Source organism: Parvimonas micra (assembly GCF_021300775.1).
Taxonomy (GTDB): Bacteria; Bacillota; Clostridia; order Tissierellales; family Peptoniphilaceae; genus Parvimonas.
The window spans coordinates 50,449-68,840 of record NZ_JAJTJP010000003.1; the positions used below are offsets into that span (position 1 = coordinate 50,449).

The 18,392-nt window shown below is 27.3% G+C and carries 19 protein-coding genes; 1 reads left to right on the forward strand and 18 read right to left on the reverse strand.

What is annotated here, in order from left to right; genetic code table 11:
* Positions 1 to 42: 42 nt before the first annotated feature.
* From LW893_RS05470 to gcvH, 12 genes are all read right to left on the reverse strand, one after another.
* On the reverse strand, positions 43 to 408 hold the full coding sequence (locus LW893_RS05470) for a septum formation initiator family protein (RefSeq protein ID WP_233056297.1): 366 nt from the start codon (positions 406 to 408) through the stop codon (positions 43 to 45).
* A gap of 13 nt (positions 409 to 421) precedes the next feature.
* A complete protein-coding gene (gene rsmH / locus LW893_RS05475) occupies positions 422 to 1,354 on the reverse strand; it encodes a 16S rRNA (cytosine(1402)-N(4))-methyltransferase RsmH (protein WP_233056298.1) in 933 nt (310 codons plus the stop codon).
* 11 nt (positions 1,355 to 1,365) lie between these two features.
* Positions 1,366 to 1,803, reverse strand: a complete 438-nt coding sequence (gene mraZ / locus LW893_RS05480; protein ID WP_233056299.1) for a division/cell wall cluster transcriptional repressor MraZ — start codon at positions 1,801 to 1,803, stop codon at positions 1,366 to 1,368.
* A 285-nt stretch (positions 1,804 to 2,088) separates the two neighbouring features.
* The gene (lgt, locus tag LW893_RS05485) at positions 2,089 to 2,838 is read right to left on the reverse strand and encodes a prolipoprotein diacylglyceryl transferase (protein WP_233056300.1); all 750 of its coding nucleotides are present in this window, start codon (positions 2,836 to 2,838) and stop codon (positions 2,089 to 2,091) included.
* Positions 2,839 to 2,847: 9 nt separating this feature from the next.
* Positions 2,848 to 3,480 (reverse strand): TIGR01906 family membrane protein, encoded by a 633-nt coding sequence (locus tag LW893_RS05490; protein WP_233056301.1) that lies wholly within the window; start codon positions 3,478 to 3,480, stop codon positions 2,848 to 2,850.
* A gap of 1 nt (position 3,481) precedes the next feature.
* Positions 3,482 to 4,225, reverse strand: coding sequence for a YebC/PmpR family DNA-binding transcriptional regulator (locus LW893_RS05495; protein ID WP_233056302.1), 744 nt, complete (start codon positions 4,223 to 4,225; stop codon positions 3,482 to 3,484).
* Between the two features lie 2 nt (positions 4,226 to 4,227).
* Positions 4,228 to 4,935: an NAD(+) synthase gene (nadE, locus tag LW893_RS05500; protein ID WP_233056303.1), complete on the reverse strand. Its 708-nt coding sequence runs from the start codon at positions 4,933 to 4,935 to the stop codon at positions 4,228 to 4,230.
* 158 nt (positions 4,936 to 5,093) lie between these two features.
* Positions 5,094 to 5,984: a LicD family protein gene (locus LW893_RS05505; RefSeq protein ID WP_233056304.1), complete on the reverse strand. Its 891-nt coding sequence runs from the start codon at positions 5,982 to 5,984 to the stop codon at positions 5,094 to 5,096.
* Complete coding sequence (locus LW893_RS05510; protein WP_233056305.1) at positions 5,984 to 7,204, reverse strand: MFS transporter; 1,221 nt, start codon at positions 7,202 to 7,204, stop codon at positions 5,984 to 5,986. The genes LW893_RS05505 and LW893_RS05510 overlap by 1 nt, the downstream gene beginning before the upstream one ends.
* A 304-nt stretch (positions 7,205 to 7,508) precedes the next feature.
* Entirely contained in the window at positions 7,509 to 9,038 is a 1,530-nt protein-coding gene (locus tag LW893_RS05515; protein WP_233056306.1) for a G5 and 3D domain-containing protein, read from the reverse strand.
* Positions 9,039 to 9,329: 291 nt separating this feature from the next.
* Positions 9,330 to 10,217 carry a DMT family transporter gene (locus LW893_RS05520; RefSeq protein ID WP_233056307.1) on the reverse strand — a complete coding sequence of 296 codons (888 nt, stop codon included), beginning with the start codon at positions 10,215 to 10,217 and terminating at the stop codon, positions 9,330 to 9,332.
* Between the two features lie 70 nt (positions 10,218 to 10,287).
* A complete protein-coding gene (gene gcvH / locus LW893_RS05525; protein ID WP_233056308.1) occupies positions 10,288 to 10,659 on the reverse strand; it encodes a glycine cleavage system protein GcvH in 372 nt (123 codons plus the stop codon).
* Positions 10,660 to 11,144: 485 nt separating this feature from the next.
* Here gcvH and guaB point away from each other — a divergent pair, with 485 nt between their 5' ends.
* Positions 11,145 to 12,608 carry an IMP dehydrogenase gene (guaB, locus tag LW893_RS05530; protein WP_233056309.1) on the forward strand — a complete coding sequence of 488 codons (1,464 nt, stop codon included), beginning with the start codon at positions 11,145 to 11,147 and terminating at the stop codon, positions 12,606 to 12,608.
* A 23-nt stretch (positions 12,609 to 12,631) separates the two neighbouring features.
* Here guaB and LW893_RS05535 read toward each other — a convergent pair whose 3' ends face one another.
* The 6 genes from LW893_RS05535 to LW893_RS05560 form a co-directional block, all read right to left on the reverse strand.
* Positions 12,632 to 13,558, reverse strand: a complete 927-nt coding sequence (locus LW893_RS05535) for an aminoglycoside phosphotransferase family protein (RefSeq protein ID WP_233056310.1) — start codon at positions 13,556 to 13,558, stop codon at positions 12,632 to 12,634.
* A 15-nt stretch (positions 13,559 to 13,573) separates the two neighbouring features.
* Positions 13,574 to 14,116 carry a TIGR01440 family protein gene (locus tag LW893_RS05540; RefSeq protein ID WP_233056311.1) on the reverse strand — a complete coding sequence of 181 codons (543 nt, stop codon included), beginning with the start codon at positions 14,114 to 14,116 and terminating at the stop codon, positions 13,574 to 13,576.
* A 9-nt stretch (positions 14,117 to 14,125) separates the two neighbouring features.
* A complete protein-coding gene (locus LW893_RS05545) occupies positions 14,126 to 15,460 on the reverse strand; it encodes an MATE family efflux transporter (protein WP_233056312.1) in 1,335 nt (444 codons plus the stop codon).
* 11 nt (positions 15,461 to 15,471) lie between these two features.
* Entirely contained in the window at positions 15,472 to 16,488 is a 1,017-nt protein-coding gene (gene galE / locus LW893_RS05550) for a UDP-glucose 4-epimerase GalE (RefSeq protein WP_233056313.1), read from the reverse strand.
* A 9-nt stretch (positions 16,489 to 16,497) separates the two neighbouring features.
* Positions 16,498 to 17,424, reverse strand: coding sequence for a bifunctional riboflavin kinase/FAD synthetase (locus LW893_RS05555; RefSeq protein WP_233056314.1), 927 nt, complete (start codon positions 17,422 to 17,424; stop codon positions 16,498 to 16,500).
* Between the two features lie 124 nt (positions 17,425 to 17,548).
* On the reverse strand, positions 17,549 to 18,385 hold the full coding sequence (locus tag LW893_RS05560) for an Mrp/NBP35 family ATP-binding protein (RefSeq protein WP_233056315.1): 837 nt from the start codon (positions 18,383 to 18,385) through the stop codon (positions 17,549 to 17,551).
* Positions 18,386 to 18,392: the final 7 nt, after the last annotated feature.

Sequence of the window (18,392 nt, forward strand, 5' to 3'; positions counted from 1 at the left end):
GGGCGGGCTCTTGGGAACCTTGTTGTTAAACAACAAAATAAATTATTCAATCTTATCTAAATATCTAACTTGTTCTTTTTTTGGATAATCCATATTATAATTAAGTCTTGCAATCTTTGCAATTCTATCAACAGATTTATAAGGCTCAAGTTTCATATTATGATCATCTCTTTCTGTTTCTAACGAGCGAATTTCAGAGTTTAGTGTATTTATTATTCTATTTTGTTGAGCAATATTTAGATATCCATATAAAATCACTACACTAAACAAAACTGTAACAGTTATCAATGTGATAAGTGCAATGTTTTTATATAAACTGGATTCTCTGGTAATTCCGTAGGCTTTTTTGTTTTGCTCCGAAATTCTCTCGCCTGAAACTTTAATATATTTTACTTGAGCCATGCTCATATAAATCATCCTCCTAATACTTTGAACAAACCCTTAATTTTGAACTTTTTGATCTAGGGTTTTTTTCCATTTCTTCTTTAGAAGGCACTAGTGGTTTTTTAGTTATAATTTTTATCTTTGGCTTATTATTACAAACACAAACATATAATTCCTTTGGACAAATACATCCTCTAGCCAAATCTTTAAATGAATCTTTCACTATTCTATCTTCTAAAGAGTGAAAAGTTATTATACATAATCTACCTTTTTCATTTAATCTTTCCACTATATCAGGGATAACATTTTTTATTACCTCAAGTTCTCTATTAACCTCAATCCTAATTGCTTGAAACACTCTTTTTGCAGGATGTCCACCTTTAGCTCTAACAGATTTTGGAATAGCCCTTTCAATAATATCGACCAATTCAAAAGTAGTTCTTATTAACTTTTCTTTTCTATAATTAACTATAAATTCTACAATTCTTTTCGTCCATTTTTCTTCACCATAGTTATAAAAAATATATTCCAAATCATCAGAATTGTAAAAATTTACAACATCAAATGCTGTTTTTTTAAGATCTCTGTCCATTCTCATATCCAATGGAGCATCAATCATATAAGAAAAACCTCTTTGTCCATTATCTATTTGATACGAAGAAACTCCAATATCTAATAAAACGCCATCAACTTTTTCTATCTCAAAATAATCCAATATTTCTTTAAAATTTTCAAAGTTACTTTTATAAAATAGAACATTATTTGAAACTTTTAAAAGTCTATCTTTTGCAACAGATAAAGCCTCTTCATCTTGGTCAACACAAATTAGTTTTCCATTTTTTATTCTTTTTAAAATTTCAGTTGAATGGCCTGCACCACCAACAGTTAAATCTACATAAATTCCATCTGGTTTTATATCTAGGTTCTCTATTACTTCATCCAACATTATTGGTATGTGATTAAATTCCATAATTAAATCCCTTAAAAATCAAGACCATCAAATTTTTCAGACATAATATCGTCGTTACTATATTCAGCTTGACTATATTCATCCCATTTTTCTTTAGACCAAATTTCAATTCTGTCGGAAACACCAATAATCATTACATCTCTTTCGATTCCGGCAAATTCACGTAGATTTTTGTTTACAACAAATCTTCCTTGTTTATCTAAGTCAGAATTCATAGCACAACTACAAAAGAATCTAGTAATTGAACGTACGTCTTTTTTACTAAAACCCTTTGAATTAAGCTGTTCTGTAAATTCAGTCCATTTTTGTTCAGTAAAAACAAATAGACAGCCTTCAAGACCACGAGTAACTATAAAATTAGATCCTAACTCATTTCTGAATTTTGATGGCATAATCAATCTGCCTTTATCATCTAAAGTATGTGGAAAATCTCCTAAAAACAATGCCATCACCTCCTAAAAATCTAACTCCATTTCACTCCATTTTGTACCACAGTTTTTGATACATCTATATTTTATACTATTTTTTCATATATTGCAACCCTTTTTGTAAAAATTTTTTAAAAAATAAAAAATACAATTTTATGTTAAAACGTGTATTTTTAAACATTTTATTAATAACCTCAAAAAAAGTGGAGGAAAATTCCTAAAATTTTTTAAAAAAATTATGTTTTTTTTCTATTTTTTGTAAAAAAAAACTACATAGATTAATCTATGTAGTTAAATTTATATTAATTATATATCTTTTCCGTATTTTCTATTTAAGAAGAAAAGAATACTTCCTACTATCACTCCAAAAAGTGATAAAACTTGTGAAACTCTGAAACCCAAGAACATTAAACTATCTGTTCTTAATCCTTCAACAAAAAATCTTACAATTCCATACAAAATTGCATAAAAAAGTATTATTTCACCTTTTTTCTTTTGATATTTTCTTATATGAATCATTAGAAATGTAAAAATCAAGAAATTTCCTATTGATTCATATAAGAATGTTGGATGATATTTTTTTCCATCAATTATTACCGCCCAAGGTAATGTTGTTTCAGTACCGTGAGCTTCTTGATTGATAAAATTACCCCATCTTCCAATTGCTTGTCCAAGAATAAGTCCTGGAGCGCATACATCAGCTAAATCTCTAAAATCAATTTTATTATATTTACTGAAAAAGTAAACCACAATTATAGCTCCGATAACTGCGCCATATATAGCTAATCCACCTTCCCTAATATTTATCATTGATTTGAAATTGCCTTTATATTTATCCCACTCAAATATTACATAGTATATTCTTGCTCCTATAACACTTATAGGTAATGCAAAAAGCAATAAATTAGAAATATCATCTTCTTTTATATTTCTAAGTTTTGAGTTTTTTGTGGCTACAAAAAGTCCTGCCATAATTCCAAAACAAATAATAATAGCATACCACATTATATCTACTCCAAAAAGAGAAAATGCAACTCTGTCAATTTTTACTTCCATATTTTTCTCCTAATTATAATCATAATTTTTCATACTTAAAAAAATATAAATTAAACAAATAACAATTGTTGATATTACTAGTACATTTAAAAATAAAACAAAGAAAAACTCTTCAGGTAATATTCTTATCATTAAGTCTGTTTTATAGTCCAAAAGCCATAAATCATTATTAAAAAATAACTTATGGAAATAGATAAAACTATCCGAAAAGAATATAGAACAAACCCCAAGAAAAGAAATCACAGAAAGATAAGCTATCAAAATATACTTTTTAATATATTTTAAAAATAAATTGTCATTTTTAAATGTTTTATATAACAATACCGTAAATGAAATAATAAATAAAATTATATATACTATTCTGTCTAATTTAAAAAGTTTATACACATCTTCCATATGTGAAATTTCTTTTTCATTGAAATGATTTTTTAAAACTTCTTTATCTCCATTTTTTATAAATTCAACTAACGATTTGCTAGCACTCTCAATCCATTCTTTAGAAAGCCCCGATTCTTCGTCAATTTTATATTCTGTATGAAAATTATTATAGTAAGAAATATCTTTAGCCATAAAATCTATTGAATATAATAAAATACATAAAATTATACTCAATGAAATCAAAAAAGCAAATATTTTTTTCATACTATTCTACATCTAGATCTTCAGGTATTTCCCAATTATGGTAAACATTTTGAACATCATCATTATCTTCTAATTGGTCAATCATCTTAACCATTTTTTTAATATTATCTTGATTTGTGATTTGAGAATTATTGCTAGGTACATATTCTAAGTCACAAGCACTAAAAGTATATCCCTTTTCTTGTAATGCATCTCTTAATGATATAAAATCAGCTACTTCAGAATATATTGTATAACCTTCTTCATCAGATTCAAAATCACTTGCCCCATTTTCTAAAGCAAAATCCATTAATTCATCTTCTTCTGCTTGATCCCTAGAAATTATAATAACTCCTTTTTTATCAAACATAAATAATACTGAACCATTTTGTCCTAAATTTCCACCATGTTTATCAAAGGCATGTCTTACATCTGCAGCAGTTCTATTTCTATTGTCTGTTAAACATTCAACTACTACTGCTATTCCTTCCGGACCGTATCCTTCATAGATTATAGTTTCATAGTTAGAAGAATCTCCATCTCCAGATCCTTTTTTCAATGCTCTTTCAATATTATCATTAGGCATATTTTCTGCCTTTGCTTTTTCAATTGCAGTTTTTAATGCTGGATTGTATTCAGGATCTGCTCCACCTTCTTTAACTGCTACAATTATATAACGAGCAAGTTTTGTAAATATTTTTCCTCTTCTTGCATCTTCTTTTCCTTTTTTATGCTTAATCGTGCTCCATTTATTATGTCCTGACATAATTACCTCCTAAATCCTTTTGCAAAATTTCTTTTATGCTCAGAAATTTTTACCATTCTATTAATTTTTTCTTCTATTCTTTCATCTATTTTTTCGTTATTTATATATTTTTCTAAGTCATTATAAGTAAAACCCATTTCATCTTCATCCGTTTGATCTTCAAATAGACCTGCACTTGGTGGCTTTTGAATAATCTTATCTGGAATTTCTAAATATCTTGCCAATTCAAATATTTCCTTCTTAGTAAAATCTACTAATGGCATTAAATCAGATCCACTGTCTCCATATTTTGTAAAATATCCTACTGTAAATTCTGATTTGTTACTTGTTCCAACGACTAAATATCCTTTTAATTGTGCATAATAGTATAATGTTGTCATTCTAAGTCTTGGCTTAACATTAGCATAAGCCATGTTATTATCACCTTTTTCAACAACTTCTACAAATTCAGAATATGTTCTTGATAAATCAACTTTAATAGCATTTAAATTAAACTTGTCAATAACTAACTTTGCATCTATTTCGTCTTCAAAAGAACTATTTATCGGCATCATTATAGCTAAAGATTCATCACCAAAGGCAAGTTTTGAAAGTGCGGCAATAACAGCTGAATCAACTCCTCCACTAAGTCCATAAACTATTCCTTTACAATTTGCTTCCTTTACAGAATCTCTGAGCCATTCAACAAGATTATCAACTATTTCTTTCATAATAACACCTCCTTATAATCTTTATTAAATATACAAACTAATTAAAAGTCTTTACAATTTTAATAATTTCACAAATAGCGCAAAACTGTAATTATTATACCAAAAAATCAAAAAAAATTCTACATAAAGTCAAAAAAAGCTATGATTTTACTCATAGCTTAGTTTTTTTCTTGATATTCTCTAAAACTTTTATTTACATCTGCAAGATGAAAATTATGGTGATTTTCTCTTTGGTCTTCTGGTGGCAATTTCATATAATCACCATATAAAACTCTTAAATATTCATCGTAATTTTCAGGAGCATTAACTTTCAAACCTTCAAAGTCTACTTTTACTCCCTTCCCTAACAAATCTCTTTTAAAAGGCATAATATAAAAATTATCTACTAGACAAGCAACATATTCACAATCTGTAAATTTTGGATTATCTTTTGGAACGGACATTTTTGATATATCAGTCTTTATCTTATTTGGTATTGTTTCTCCCAATTTATAAACAAATTTTTTACTAAAACCACTTATAGCATTCGATAAAGCATTAGTATCCGCTTCTTCAAACACAGGTTTTTGTTTAACCCTTAAATCCATAACTTTACTTTGACCTTTGATATATCCATCTAGCGGAAAAATATCAATAAATACTCCATGATTTATATCAACATCAATAACATGTTTTTCAAAAAGAGTTGTATCACTATCTCTAAGTTTTGCAAAATTTAAAGCATACTTTGGATCAGTTTCCATTGTCTGTATAAAATAATTTTCTGGCAAATATTTACTAGCTTCAGCAATAAATTTATCATAATCTTCTCTCGGCATACAAACATCAACATCATCATCCCAAGGGATAAATCCTTTATGTCTTATAGCTCCAAGCAAAGTTCCAAATCCAATATAATATGTTAAGTTCATCTTTTCACAACAAGTAATGAAATTCTTAAGAATTTCTAATTCCTTTTTCTTTAAAGCCTCAAAATCTATATCAAATTTTCCCTTTTTGTATTCACTTTTTATTTTCCAAGTGTTTTTTGAATCAAATTTAAAAATCATTATTTTTCTTCCTTCGGTAATTGTAACATTATAATATAGCCTACAACAAATAGAGGAATAATACCAAGAATAGAATATCTTGGATTATTAGTTATTGTAGTTATCAAACTCATAATAAAAGGTCCTACTATAGCTGCAAACTTTCCAAATATATTATAGAATCCGAAAAATTCATTTGCATTTTCTTTCGGAATAATCTTTGCATAATAACTTCTACTCAAAGCTTGAATTCCACCTTGAGCAGATGCAATAAATGTTGATAAAACAAAAACATGAATAAGATTACTCATAAAATAAGCAAAAATAACGGAAACCATATATGTAATAATTCCAACTTTAATCATAGTTTTAGTTCCAAATTTATCTGCTAGCTTTCCATAAATTATAGCAAAAGGAAAGGCTACTATTTGAACATATATTAAAATACCTAAAAGAACAAGTGTATTAAATTTATCTGCATCTAAAACGGACTTAGCATATGGTATAACCATTTTTATAATAGTATCTACTCCATCAATATATAAGAAGTAGGAACATAAAAATATAACTACTACTTTGTTCTTCTTAATATCTTTTAATGTATGGAAAATTGTTGAAAAACTTTTTTTAATAGGATTAGGAACTGGATCAACTCCATATACCTGATCTACATTTTTATACATTGGAATCGTAAGTACTAACCACCAAAGTGCCGTTATTACAAAGCCTATTTGATAACCAAGAGGATTTTTCATTCCAAAGATTAAAATTGTCCCTAAACAAAACATAAATGGAATCACACTCGCTATGTAACCATAGGCAAACCCTGCAGTGCTAATTTTATCCATTCTTTCATCATTTGTTACATCAACTAAAAATGCATCATAAAAAATATTAGAACCTGCAAAAGTTACACTACCTAAAATAAAAAAAGCCATCAATAAAGGTAATCCTAGTTCACCTGCAAAAGATAAAAATAGTGTAGAAAAAATTGCAATAATTGAAAATAACGTAAATAATCTTTTCTTCATACCTCTAAAATCAGCTATAGTTCCAAGCACAGGACTAAGAATAGCTATAATAATGCTTGCAAATGAATTATAGTATCCTAAATTCATTTCATTTCCACCAATCATTCCAAAATAAATTGGGAATAATGCTGTAGTAATTGCCATAGAATAAGCAGAATTAGCACAATCATATAAAATCCAGCTCAATTCTTTTTTTGAATAACCGAACATATACTTCCTCCAAATAATAAAAATAAATATAATATTCTATTTTAACTTTTCGACTAAAAAATAATGTGTAAATATATAACTAATATCTAATGAAATAATTGTAAAATGGCAATATACCATTATTTTTCAACAAAATCATTATATCATATTTAAAAATTATTGTCTATTATATTATTGTTTTTATATTTATAAATACACATCCCAACATTCCACGATGCTTGCATAGGATAGATTCCCTAGAACCTTGTTGTTTCAAAATAAAAAGAGAAGAAATACTAAAATTTCTTCTCTATCTTCATTCAAATTATTTTAGAATATAAACTTTTACATTTCTTCTACCAAAAGCTTCAGCTTTTGCTCTATCAGTGTAGCAAAGGTCTATTCTATTTCCCTTTATGGCTCCACCTGTATCTTCAGCAACAGCGTAACCATAACCTTCAATGTATAATTTTGTTCCTAAAGGAATAACTCTAGGATCTACGGCAACTACCCCATATCTAAGTCTAGTTCCCATTTTTGTTGTGTTATATCCTCCATTTTCTGCTGGATCATCAGTATATGAAGTTGCATTCATAACTAATACTTTACTATATTCAAAGCTTGTATCAGTTTTTTTGTTATCAGATGTTTCTGTAGTTGATACTGGTTTAGTTTCAGCTTTATCAGCTGCTACCTTTTCTTGTTCTTGTTCTTTAGAAACAACTTTTCCATCAACTAAAACTTCATTTGAATTAACTGTAACTTTTTCTGAAACTGCACTTTCATCTTTCTTATCTGCATTAGAATCAGATACTTTAATTTCACCTTCAGTTTCATTTACTTCAAATCCTGTAGCTTCTTCTTTGTTTACAGATGATAATAAAGCTCTAAAATTAACATATTTTGCTAACTCATCAGTAGAAACATAATATAAGTTTTTAGCTCCAGATTCAGTAATTAGCTTTTCAACATCTAAATTCATTGAATCTGAATCAATTACCAAATACTCATAATTAACTTTATCAGCAAAGATATAAGAACTTAACATATCTGTTAAATTTTTATTTTCAGTTAAAACAACATTGCTGTCGTTTTTTGCTGAATAAGCATCTTTGAATATTTTAACTAAATCTTTACCATCCAAAGAATAACTTTTGATTTCTTTTTTATCTTTTTTAGATAAATTATATATCTTAACTTTTAAATCTTCTGGTAAAGAATTAACTCCATCATAGAAGTATATATTACCTTCATTCTTTACTTCTGAAATTATATTTTCATCGACTTTTTTAGTTGAATCATAGATGTATAAGCTCATATTATAGATACGTGCATAATGAATAGCACCTAAAATATCAGAATCATTTCTCGAATCAACAATCAAAAGATCACGATTATCTAAAAATTTATTTACATATAAATTCGTGTCATCAGGATTGTTAGAACCAATTCTTTCGAATTTAATTCCTAAATCATTCAAAATATCATCTGAAATTGAACTATTATCTCCAACAACATACACTTGCTCGCTTTTTTTCAAAAGTTCTTTTGAAACATCATCTATATTATTATTCTTTACTGGAATAACAACTCCGTCCTTATCTAGTGAAAGTAAACCTGCCAAGCTGAAGTTAATTTTATCGTCTATATTAACTACGTAAGAAACTTTTGAAGCACTACCATTAGTGTTATCTAAAATTCTGTTGTTTACTTTTTCAATAGTTTTAAAATCGGATTCTGATGAAATTACAAATCCTTTTACTTTTTCGTCTGCAAGTGACTTAGATGAAAATCCAGAAAATGTAGCATATACACACAAACATGCTAAAACACTTCTAAATATTGCTCTTTTCAAATAATCACTCCTTAATTAAATTAACCAGACTAACAGCTTTAATCTGATAATAAAATTATAATGATTTTACATAAACCAGTCAATAAAATTCAAATTTTTCTAGAAAAAACCTAAAAAAACGAGTAAAATTAACAAAGTTTTTAACTCGAAAATAGTATTTGTAACATTTTTGTAATTTTTTTCAATTTCTACTTCTCTAATTTTCAAAGGTTACAGAAGTGTTACAATCAAAAGGCGTTTTTTCTTAAAAAAAACTTGAAAATATTAAAAAAATGTAATATTTGCTATTTTTTATGCTTTTTTCTCTCTATTTTTCTTTGTGTTTAATAAATATGACATTAAAGACATTGAGAAAATTAAGCTAATTCCTATTAAACTATAGATACTTACAGACTCATTTAGTATTAATTTTCCTAGTATAACTACAAATACAATTCCTAAATAATTAAATATACTTACATCTGAAGCATTTGCATATTGATAGCTGATAGTTAATCCAAACTGACCAACTGCAGAAGCAATTCCTATTAAAATTAAATATATAATACTAGTTAAATCCGGTATATTTAAATTATTAAAAATAAATGGAAAACTACAAATAGTTGAGAATAATGAAAAAACAAAAATTATTGTTTCGGTTTTTTCTGATTTTCCTATTTTTGATACACACATATATGCTATAGCCGAACTAAGAGCCGAACTCATTCCAACCATTGCAGGAAGTAATCTAGAATTAAATTGTGGTCTTACTACAAAAATCGCACCAATAAATGAAAATGTTAAAGTTAAAAATCTTTCTAATGTAAATTTTTCCTTAAATAAAAAACAAGCTATTAAAACTACAAAAATAGGACTAGTTCTTTGTAAAATCCCTGCATCTGCAACAACCATATTATTTATAGCATAGAAATTAAAGATAACACCCATGTATCCAAAAGTTGATCTCATAAGAAGTAATTTTCTATTTTTCTTTTCTCCCAGGAAACTACTTCCTCTCACTAGTATATATATAGCACAAATAATTAGCATTACAAAATTTCTCATAAAAACTTGTTGCATAAGTGTGTATTTCCCTGCTGTTAGCTTTACAAAAATTTGCATAAAACTAAAACCAAGTGTAGAAATTATCATAAAAATAATACCTAGTCTTAAATTTTTATTATTGGAATTTTCTACCATAAAACCTCCTTATTAAAAAAATAAATGCCACGCAAGTGGCATTTATTAAAAAATTAATTTTAAGAAACTATTATAATGATGCTTCATAATCAGCGTCATTAGTTAATTCTTCTAATTCAGCTGGATTAGACATTTCAATTTTGCAAACCCAAGCAGCATAACAATCTTTGTTAATTTCACCTGGTTCGTCGTCTAATAATTCGTTAACTTCGATAACTTTTCCTGATACAGGAGCGTTAATATCACTTGCAGCTTTTACTGATTCAACAGATGCTAAAGAATCACCAGCTTCAACTTCATCATCAACTTCTGGAAGTTCAACGTAAACAATGTCTCCTAAATGATCTTGTGCATAGTCAGCTAAACCAACTGTTGCAACATTTCCTTCAACTTTTACCCAATCATGATCTTTAGTATAAAGTAATCCTTTTTCTACTCTCATTCTAATATACCTCCTAAAATTTTTACTATAACAATAATTCCAATTATGTACTAATTTATTGGATATTAACTATAACATTATAGTATACTTAAATTATAGAGTAGTTTAGAAAAAATTTCAATACCTTTTATTAATTTTTTTGAAATTTATTCAAAAATTTAAAAAAAATAGTTAAATAATAATACTTATAAAGTAAATTTTTTATGTTTTTCACATTAAATAATACATAATTAAAGAAAAAAACAAATAAATCGTAAAAAATTTTTAGGAAAACTTTTATCTTATTAATTTTTTAATTGATTTTTTTATAAATTGTTGTATAATATATGTTAATATATTTTTTAATAAATTTTGTTGTTAAATAATAAAATATCTCTATAATATAATAAAAATATTACATAGTTAAATGAAATATTTATTATACAATAAATTTTTTACAAAAATATGTTTGAATTTAATAAAATTTTTTAGGAGGAAAAGATATTATGTGGGAAACAAAATTCCAAAAAGAAGGATTGACATTTGATGATGTACTTTTAATTCCAGCAAAGAGTGAAGTTCTACCAAAAGATGTTGTTTTAACATCACAATTAACAAAGAAAATTAAATTAAATATTCCAGTTATTTCTGCTGCAATGGATACTGTAACAGAACATAAAATGGCTATTGCTATGGCAAGAGAAGGTGGACTTGGTGTAATACATAAAAATATGCCAATAGAATTACAAGCTGAAGAAGTAAGAAAAGTTAAACGTTCAGAAAGTGGAGTTATTAATGACCCATTTTTCTTAACTCCAGATAATAAGGTTCAAGAAGCTGAAGATTTAATGAGAAAATATAGAATTTCTGGAGTTCCAATTGTAAATTCTCTTGAAGAAAAAAAATTAGTTGGAATTCTAACTAACAGAGATTTAAGATTTTTAGAAGATTATTCAGTAAAAATTGATTCTGTAATGACAAAAGAAAATTTAGTTACAGCTCCTTCAAAAACTACATTAGATGAAGCTGCTAAAATTTTAAGAAATCATAAAATAGAAAAATTACCACTAGTAAACGATGAAGGAATCATTACTGGCTTAATAACTATAAAAGATATAGAAAAAGTTGTTAAATATCCAAATTCTGCAAAAGATGCACAAGGAAGACTTCTTGTAGCAGCTTCTGTAGGAACTGGTGCAGATACTTTTGAAAGAGTTGAAGCTCTAGTTAATGCAGGTGTTGATGCTCTTGTTATTGATACAGCTCATGGTCATTCAATGGGAGTTGTTAAAAAAGTAAAGGAAATAAGAGAAAAATATCCAGATCTTGATATTATTGCAGGAAATGTTGTAACAGCTGAAGCAACTAGAATTCTTTTTGAAGCTGGTGCAGATGTTGTTAAAGTTGGTGTTGGTCCTGGATCAATCTGTACAACAAGAGTTGTTGCAGGTGTAGGTGTTCCTCAAATTACAGCTGTTTATGATTGTGCAACTGTTGCAAGAGAAATGGGAAAAACAATTATAGCTGATGGTGGTTTAAAATATTCAGGAGATGTTGTTAAAGCTCTTGCAGCCGGTGGAAATGTTGTAATGTTAGGCTCAATGCTTGCTGGAACTGATGAATCACCAGGAGAATTTGAAATTTTCCAAGGAAGAAGATTTAAAACATATAGAGGTATGGGATCTCTTGCAGCTATGGAAAAAGGCTCAAAAGATAGATACTTCCAAGAAGAAGGTAAAAAACTTGTTCCAGAAGGTATTGAAGGAAGAATTCCTTATAAGGGAACTTTAGCAGATGCTATTTATCAAATCGTTGGTGGAATTAGAGCTGGTATGGGATATACTGGTGCAAAAGACTTAGAAACTTTAAGAGAAACTGCACAATTTGTTAGAATGACAGGTGCAGGATTAATTGAATCTCACCCACATGATGTTCAAATAATTAAAGAAGCTCCAAATTATTCAAAATAGAAATATAAAAAAGGCTATTCGTTTTAAAGCGAATAGCCTTTATTGTTCTTATAATCAGAATACCATTTAGGTATAATTGTTTTAAAATTCTCATAATTATCAAAAGTCTTATAAAATCTTCTTTTCATTCCAAGAATTTCTTTTTCTCCAAATTTTTCAGCCCATTTAATTGAATACAAGGTGTAACAAGCAACATAAATTGCTTGAATTTCCCAAAATTCATTCGGAACATCATCTTCAAAATATGAGTCAATCTGCCCGACACAGTATGGAATACTAAACTCTATCCCGAAACTTTCCAATTTATAAAATTCCTCATAAGAATTAGATATATCCCAACGATTAAAATCTATAACACCTATATCTTTATTTTCCATTAAAATTAAATTTGAAGGATGAAAGTCTCCATGTAAATAAGAATAATTTCTACAAACTTTATCTACATTTCTTTTAACATATTCAATAAAATTATCGTCATTTTCAACTCTCACATCAGATGATTCATATTTTTCTATTTTACCCAACAATTTTATTTTAAGCTTGTCTTCAAAATTTTTGTCCTCAACTTTTAGACTGTGAATAGCTTTTAGAATTTTCCCTGCTTTTCTTCCAAGTAAATATTGTTCTTCTTTTGAAAGTTTTGGAAGTGCATCACTTAAATCAACTCCGTCAATCCAAGATAAGAGTATATACACATTCTTTTCATCATTACATATTCCAAAACTAATAGGCTTTGACATTTCAAGGCCTAGTTTAGAAAATTTTGAAATAACTTCATATTCTTCCTTTTTTTGTTCATAAAGGGAAATATCGGATAATCTTAAAAGCAAATACTCATCTTTATTTTTCAATTTTATCTTAAACTTTTTATCTTTGGAATATCCTTTACTTATCTTTTCAACACTCTCTACGTCTTCCAATTCTTTTATATCTTTTAAAAATTCAAACATATATTCTCCAAGTAACTATTGATAAACTGCTCTACTTCCGCCAATCAATTTTGGTCTTGAAGTTAATGCAGTCAAATGTGCATTTCCTATTTCTTTTATTGATAATCTAACTGGAACTTGAACAAATTTAACATGCATTCCAATTGATGTATCTCCAATATCAAGTCCTGCTTTTGCAACTATTTTTTCAACAACCACTGGATTTTTAAATAATTCGTATGCTGAAGTGGCAACTCCACCACCAGCATTTTTTTGCGGAATAACATTTACTATTTCAAAATTATTTTTAATAGCAACTTCTTTTTCTACAACTAATGCTCTATTCAAATGTTCACAACATTGAACGGCAAAATTAACTTTAATCTTATCCAACTTTTCTTTTATAGTTTCAACAATTAGCTTTCCTACTTCAATATCAGTATCTTTTCCTATATATTTTCCTTTTACCTCACTTGTACTGCAACCTAAAACAAAGATGTCTCCCTCTTCAAATTTAGCTTTTTCGATGAGTTCATCCATACAAATTTCTAAATCTTTTCTAATTTTACCTAAATCCATAATAACCTCCTAAAAAGTACTAATCTTTTTAACAGTTTTTAAAAGCAAAATAAATCCTGTTATAGCGGAAATAAAATCAACTATTGGGTAAGTAATCCACGCTCCTAAAACACCAAATTTACCTATCATAATTATAACTATCGGAATATATAGAAGTGTTTCTCTATAAATTGATAAGAAAAAATTGTATTTTTCCTTTCCGACTGATTGAAAAAAGTATATACAAATGTAATAAAAACTTAAAATCGGAAAAACTAAAATAACATATCTAAAACTATCTGTCGCCATTTGTAAAAGTCTTTCATCTTTTAAAAATAGTCCTATAATTAAACTAATATTATAATTCATGAAAATCCATATAATAGTAGATAATGAAAAGACAAAAACAAATCCTGTTTTTAAAATTTTCTTTATTTTCAAAAAATCTTTAGCCCCATAATTGTATGATATAAGTGGTTGGATTGAACTACTTACACCTATCATAGCAACAAACATAAACATAGAAACTTTTGTTATTACACCATTAAGAATAATTGCATCGTTGCCACCTACAGGTAATAGTAAATGGTTTAATACACTAATCAATATCGCATCTGAAAATTCAATTATAAAAGAGGAAAATCCAATTGCTAATATATTTCTAGAAATGTTAAAATCAAGTCTTGGAATTAAAGAAAAATTGTTTATTCTTTGTAATTTTTTTACAAAAATAAGTGAAAAAACAAATGATATAAATTGGCTTGAAATAGTAGCTATTGCCGCCCCTTTAATACCCATATGCAAATTTTTAATTAAAAAATAATCAACTATAATATTTATAAAAATACCAATACTTGAAGCTAATAGCATTACTTTCATATTGCCATAAGCAATATTCATATATCCAAAAACTGTTGTAAATGCTAAAAAAACACTTCCAAACATAACTATTCTTAAATAGTTAGTAGAATATAATAAAATATTATCTCGAGCTCCTAAAAACATACAAATATTCGAAGTAAATAGAAATGTAAATACACTAACTATTAATATTATTAACAAAGTTAGTCCATTTACTGCTGTTGTATATTTTGTTATATCCTTATTCCTTTTTTCACCAAGTCTTCTAGAAATTAAATTTGAAACTCCAATTCCTAAACATACTGAAATTGCAATAATAAGTCTTTGTAATGGAAAAACAACACTTAAAGCACCTATAGAATCTGCTCCTACATATCTACCTACGAAAAAAGTATCAACCATATTGTATAGTTCTGCAATCAGTATACTTAAAATTCCTGGAATTGCAAAATGTAATATTGCCTTAACTATATTATTTTCGTTATAAATGTTTTTCGTGCCCATTTTAAACCTCTTTAATCCTCATATCCATTTGGATTATTTACTTGCCATCTCCAACTATCTTCACACATTTCTCTGATTCCATATTTAGCTTCCCAACCTAATTCATTTTTAGCTTTAGAAGAGTCAGCATAACACTCTGCAATATCTCCACTTCTTCTAGGAGTAACTACATATTTTATTTTTTTTCCAATAACTTCTTCAAAGTTCTTAATCATATCTAAAACACTGTAGCCCTCTCCAGTTCCAAGATTATAAATCCTAACATCTTTACTATCTTCAAATTTCTTTATAGCTTTTATATGACCTAAAGCTAGGTCTAAAACGTGGATATAATCTCTTACACCAGTTCCATCTTTAGTTTCATAATCATCACCAAAAACTCTAACATATTCTAATTTACCAACTGCGACTTGAGTTATATATGGAATTAGATTATTAGGAATACCATTAGGATTTTCACCTATTTTGCCACTCTTATGCGCACCAATTGGATTAAAATATCTAAGAAGAACAATATTCCAATTGTTATCTGAAATATATAAATCTCTAAAAATTTCTTCTAAAAATAACTTTGTTCTTCCATAAGGATTAGTTACAGAAAGTGGAAATTCTTCATTAATTGGAACTGTTTTAGGCTTTCCATATACAGTTGCTGAAGAACTAAAAATAATATTTTTTACATTAAACTCTCTCATAACTTCTATTAACTTTAAAGTTCCGTTAATATTATTATCATAATATTCTATAGGTTTTTCTACTGATTCACCAACAGCTTTAAGACCTGCAAAATGAATTACTCCATAAATATCATTTTCATTAAATATCTTTCTAAGTATTTCTTTATCTCTAATATCACCTTCATAGAACTTAAACTTTTTTCCACTAAGTTCTTCAATTCTAGTTAAAACCTTTTTACTAGAATTGTAAAAATTATCAATTATTACAACTTCATATCCTTCATTTAAAAGCTCTATACAAGTATGTGAACCAATATATCCAGCTCCACCTGTAACTAAAATTTGCTTCATATCAATCTCCTATTTATACTCATTAATTAATTCTCTACATTTAATTTCATCTTTTTTTAACTGCTCTATCAATTCTTCTATAGAGTTAAATTTGATATTATCTCTAAGCCTTTTTAAAAAGCAAAGCTCAATATCTTTCCCGTAAATATCTTCATGAAAATCAAATATATGAGATTCTATTGTGGATTTTTTATTATCAAAAGTTGGATTATGTCCAACGCTTGAAAAACTGAAATATTCCTTACCATCTACTATTGTTTTTGTAAGATAAACACCTTCTTTTACCATAACGTAATTAAATGACATATCTAAATTTGCAGTTGGATATCCTAGATTTCTTCCTCTTTGGAAACCTTGTATAACTTTTCCCTTAATTGAAAAATAGTCTCCTAGCATAGTATTTGCTAATTCAATTTTCCCAGTTTTTATGTATTCAATAATTTTTGTACTACTAATTTCATTATTATCATAGCTTAATTTTTCTATAATAGTACAAGATAATTGTTTTTCTTTCATATAAGATTCAATAAAATCAATATTTCCTTCACGATTTTTTGAAAATCTATAATCTTTACCAACAACAATATGTTTGACATTAAGATTAATAGTTAAAAAATCTAAAAATTCAATTGGAGTTAAACTTTTAATTTTTTCAGAAAAATCGATACTAAAAACATAGTCTATTTTGAAACTTTCTAGTTTTTTCAACTTATCTTCAAAAGACATAATTCTACTAAAATTTTGATTGAAAATTAAATCTTTTGTATGATTTACAAAAAGGAAAACTGCACTTTTATATCCTTTATTTAATTTTACATTGTTTAATTCTGAAATTAATTTTTGATGGCCTATATGGAAACCATCAAAATTTCCTAGAGCTACAACAATATCATCAAATTTAAAATTACTCTCCAAATTTAATTTAAAATGCTCCATACAAACCTCTTCTTAATCCATATTTTACAATAATTATACACCAAATAATGCTTTATTTCAATTTATCATATTGGAATATCTATTTAAGAAAATAAAAAACATGTTCTAATTGAACATGTTCTCTCTATAATTTTTCAATTGAATCTAATATATCTGATAAATAATCTGTATCTAATTTCTCTGCTTCTCCCTCATCTACCATTTCAGGTATGTTTTTATTTAGAGGAATTTTAGCAACATTTGTAAGTCCAAATTTTCTAGAAATATATGGTAAGTCACTTTCACCAAATATACTCAATTCTTCATTACAACATGGACATTTGAAATAACTCATATTTTCAACAATTCCTATTATTGGAATATTCATCATCCTTGCCATCTTAACAGCTTTTTCAACAATCATAGATACTAAATCTTGTGGTGAGGTTACAATAATAATCCCATCAACTGGTAGTGATTGAAATACTGTTAAAGCAACATCTCCTGTTCCCGGCGGCATATCCACAAACATATAGTCTACATTTTCCCAAACAACATCTGTCCAAAATTGCTTTATAACACCACCAATAACAGGCCCTCTCCAAATAACTGGATCAGTTTCTTTTTCAAGTAATAAGTTAATACTCATTATTTTTATTCCATTTTCAGTTTTACATGGAATGATTCCTCTGTCATCTATTTGAGCTTTAGTGTCAATACCAAAAGATTTAGGTATAGATGGTCCAGTAATATCTGCATCTAAAATACCAATTTCTTTTCCTCTCTTCATCATTCCAGTAGCAAGCATAGATGTAATTAAAGATTTACCAACTCCACCTTTACCACTTATAACACCTATTACTTTTTTAATATCACTAAATTGATTTTGTTCAACCAATAAACTTTCAAATTCTTCAGATACTCCACAGCTTGATGCACTTGAGCATCCTGAGCATCCGCCTGAGCCACATCCACTACTCATAATATCC

Bases quoted from the DNA above. Each gene is read 5' to 3' on its own strand.
- LW893_RS05470 (WP_233056297.1), bottom strand. From the start codon at position 408: ATGAGCATGGCTCAAGTAAAATATATTAAAGTTTCAGGCGAGAGAATT.
- rsmH (WP_233056298.1), bottom strand. From the start codon at position 1,354: ATGGAATTTAATCACATACCAATAATGTTGGATGAAGTAATAGAGAAC.
- mraZ (WP_233056299.1), bottom strand. From the start codon at position 1,803: ATGGCATTGTTTTTAGGAGATTTTCCACATACTTTAGATGATAAAGGC.
- lgt (WP_233056300.1), bottom strand. From the start codon at position 2,838: ATGGAAGTAAAAATTGACAGAGTTGCATTTTCTCTTTTTGGAGTAGAT.
- LW893_RS05490 (WP_233056301.1), bottom strand. From the start codon at position 3,480: ATGAAAAAAATATTTGCTTTTTTGATTTCATTGAGTATAATTTTATGT.
- LW893_RS05495 (WP_233056302.1), bottom strand. From the start codon at position 4,225: ATGTCAGGACATAATAAATGGAGCACGATTAAGCATAAAAAAGGAAAA.
- nadE (WP_233056303.1), bottom strand. From the start codon at position 4,935: ATGAAAGAAATAGTTGATAATCTTGTTGAATGGCTCAGAGATTCTGTA.
- LW893_RS05505 (WP_233056304.1), bottom strand. From the start codon at position 5,984: ATGATTTTTAAATTTGATTCAAAAAACACTTGGAAAATAAAAAGTGAA.
- LW893_RS05510 (WP_233056305.1), bottom strand. From the start codon at position 7,204: ATGTTCGGTTATTCAAAAAAAGAATTGAGCTGGATTTTATATGATTGT.
- LW893_RS05520 (WP_233056307.1), bottom strand. From the start codon at position 10,217: ATGGTAGAAAATTCCAATAATAAAAATTTAAGACTAGGTATTATTTTT.
- gcvH (WP_233056308.1), bottom strand. From the start codon at position 10,659: ATGAGAGTAGAAAAAGGATTACTTTATACTAAAGATCATGATTGGGTA.
- guaB (WP_233056309.1), top strand. From the start codon at position 11,145: ATGTGGGAAACAAAATTCCAAAAAGAAGGATTGACATTTGATGATGTA.
- LW893_RS05535 (WP_233056310.1), bottom strand. From the start codon at position 13,558: ATGTTTGAATTTTTAAAAGATATAAAAGAATTGGAAGACGTAGAGAGT.
- LW893_RS05540 (WP_233056311.1), bottom strand. From the start codon at position 14,116: ATGGATTTAGGTAAAATTAGAAAAGATTTAGAAATTTGTATGGATGAA.
- LW893_RS05545 (WP_233056312.1), bottom strand. From the start codon at position 15,460: ATGGGCACGAAAAACATTTATAACGAAAATAATATAGTTAAGGCAATA.
- galE (WP_233056313.1), bottom strand. From the start codon at position 16,488: ATGAAGCAAATTTTAGTTACAGGTGGAGCTGGATATATTGGTTCACAT.
- LW893_RS05555 (WP_233056314.1), bottom strand. From the start codon at position 17,424: ATGGAGCATTTTAAATTAAATTTGGAGAGTAATTTTAAATTTGATGAT.
- LW893_RS05560 (WP_233056315.1), bottom strand. From the start codon at position 18,385: ATGAGTAGTGGATGTGGCTCAGGCGGATGCTCAGGATGCTCAAGTGCA.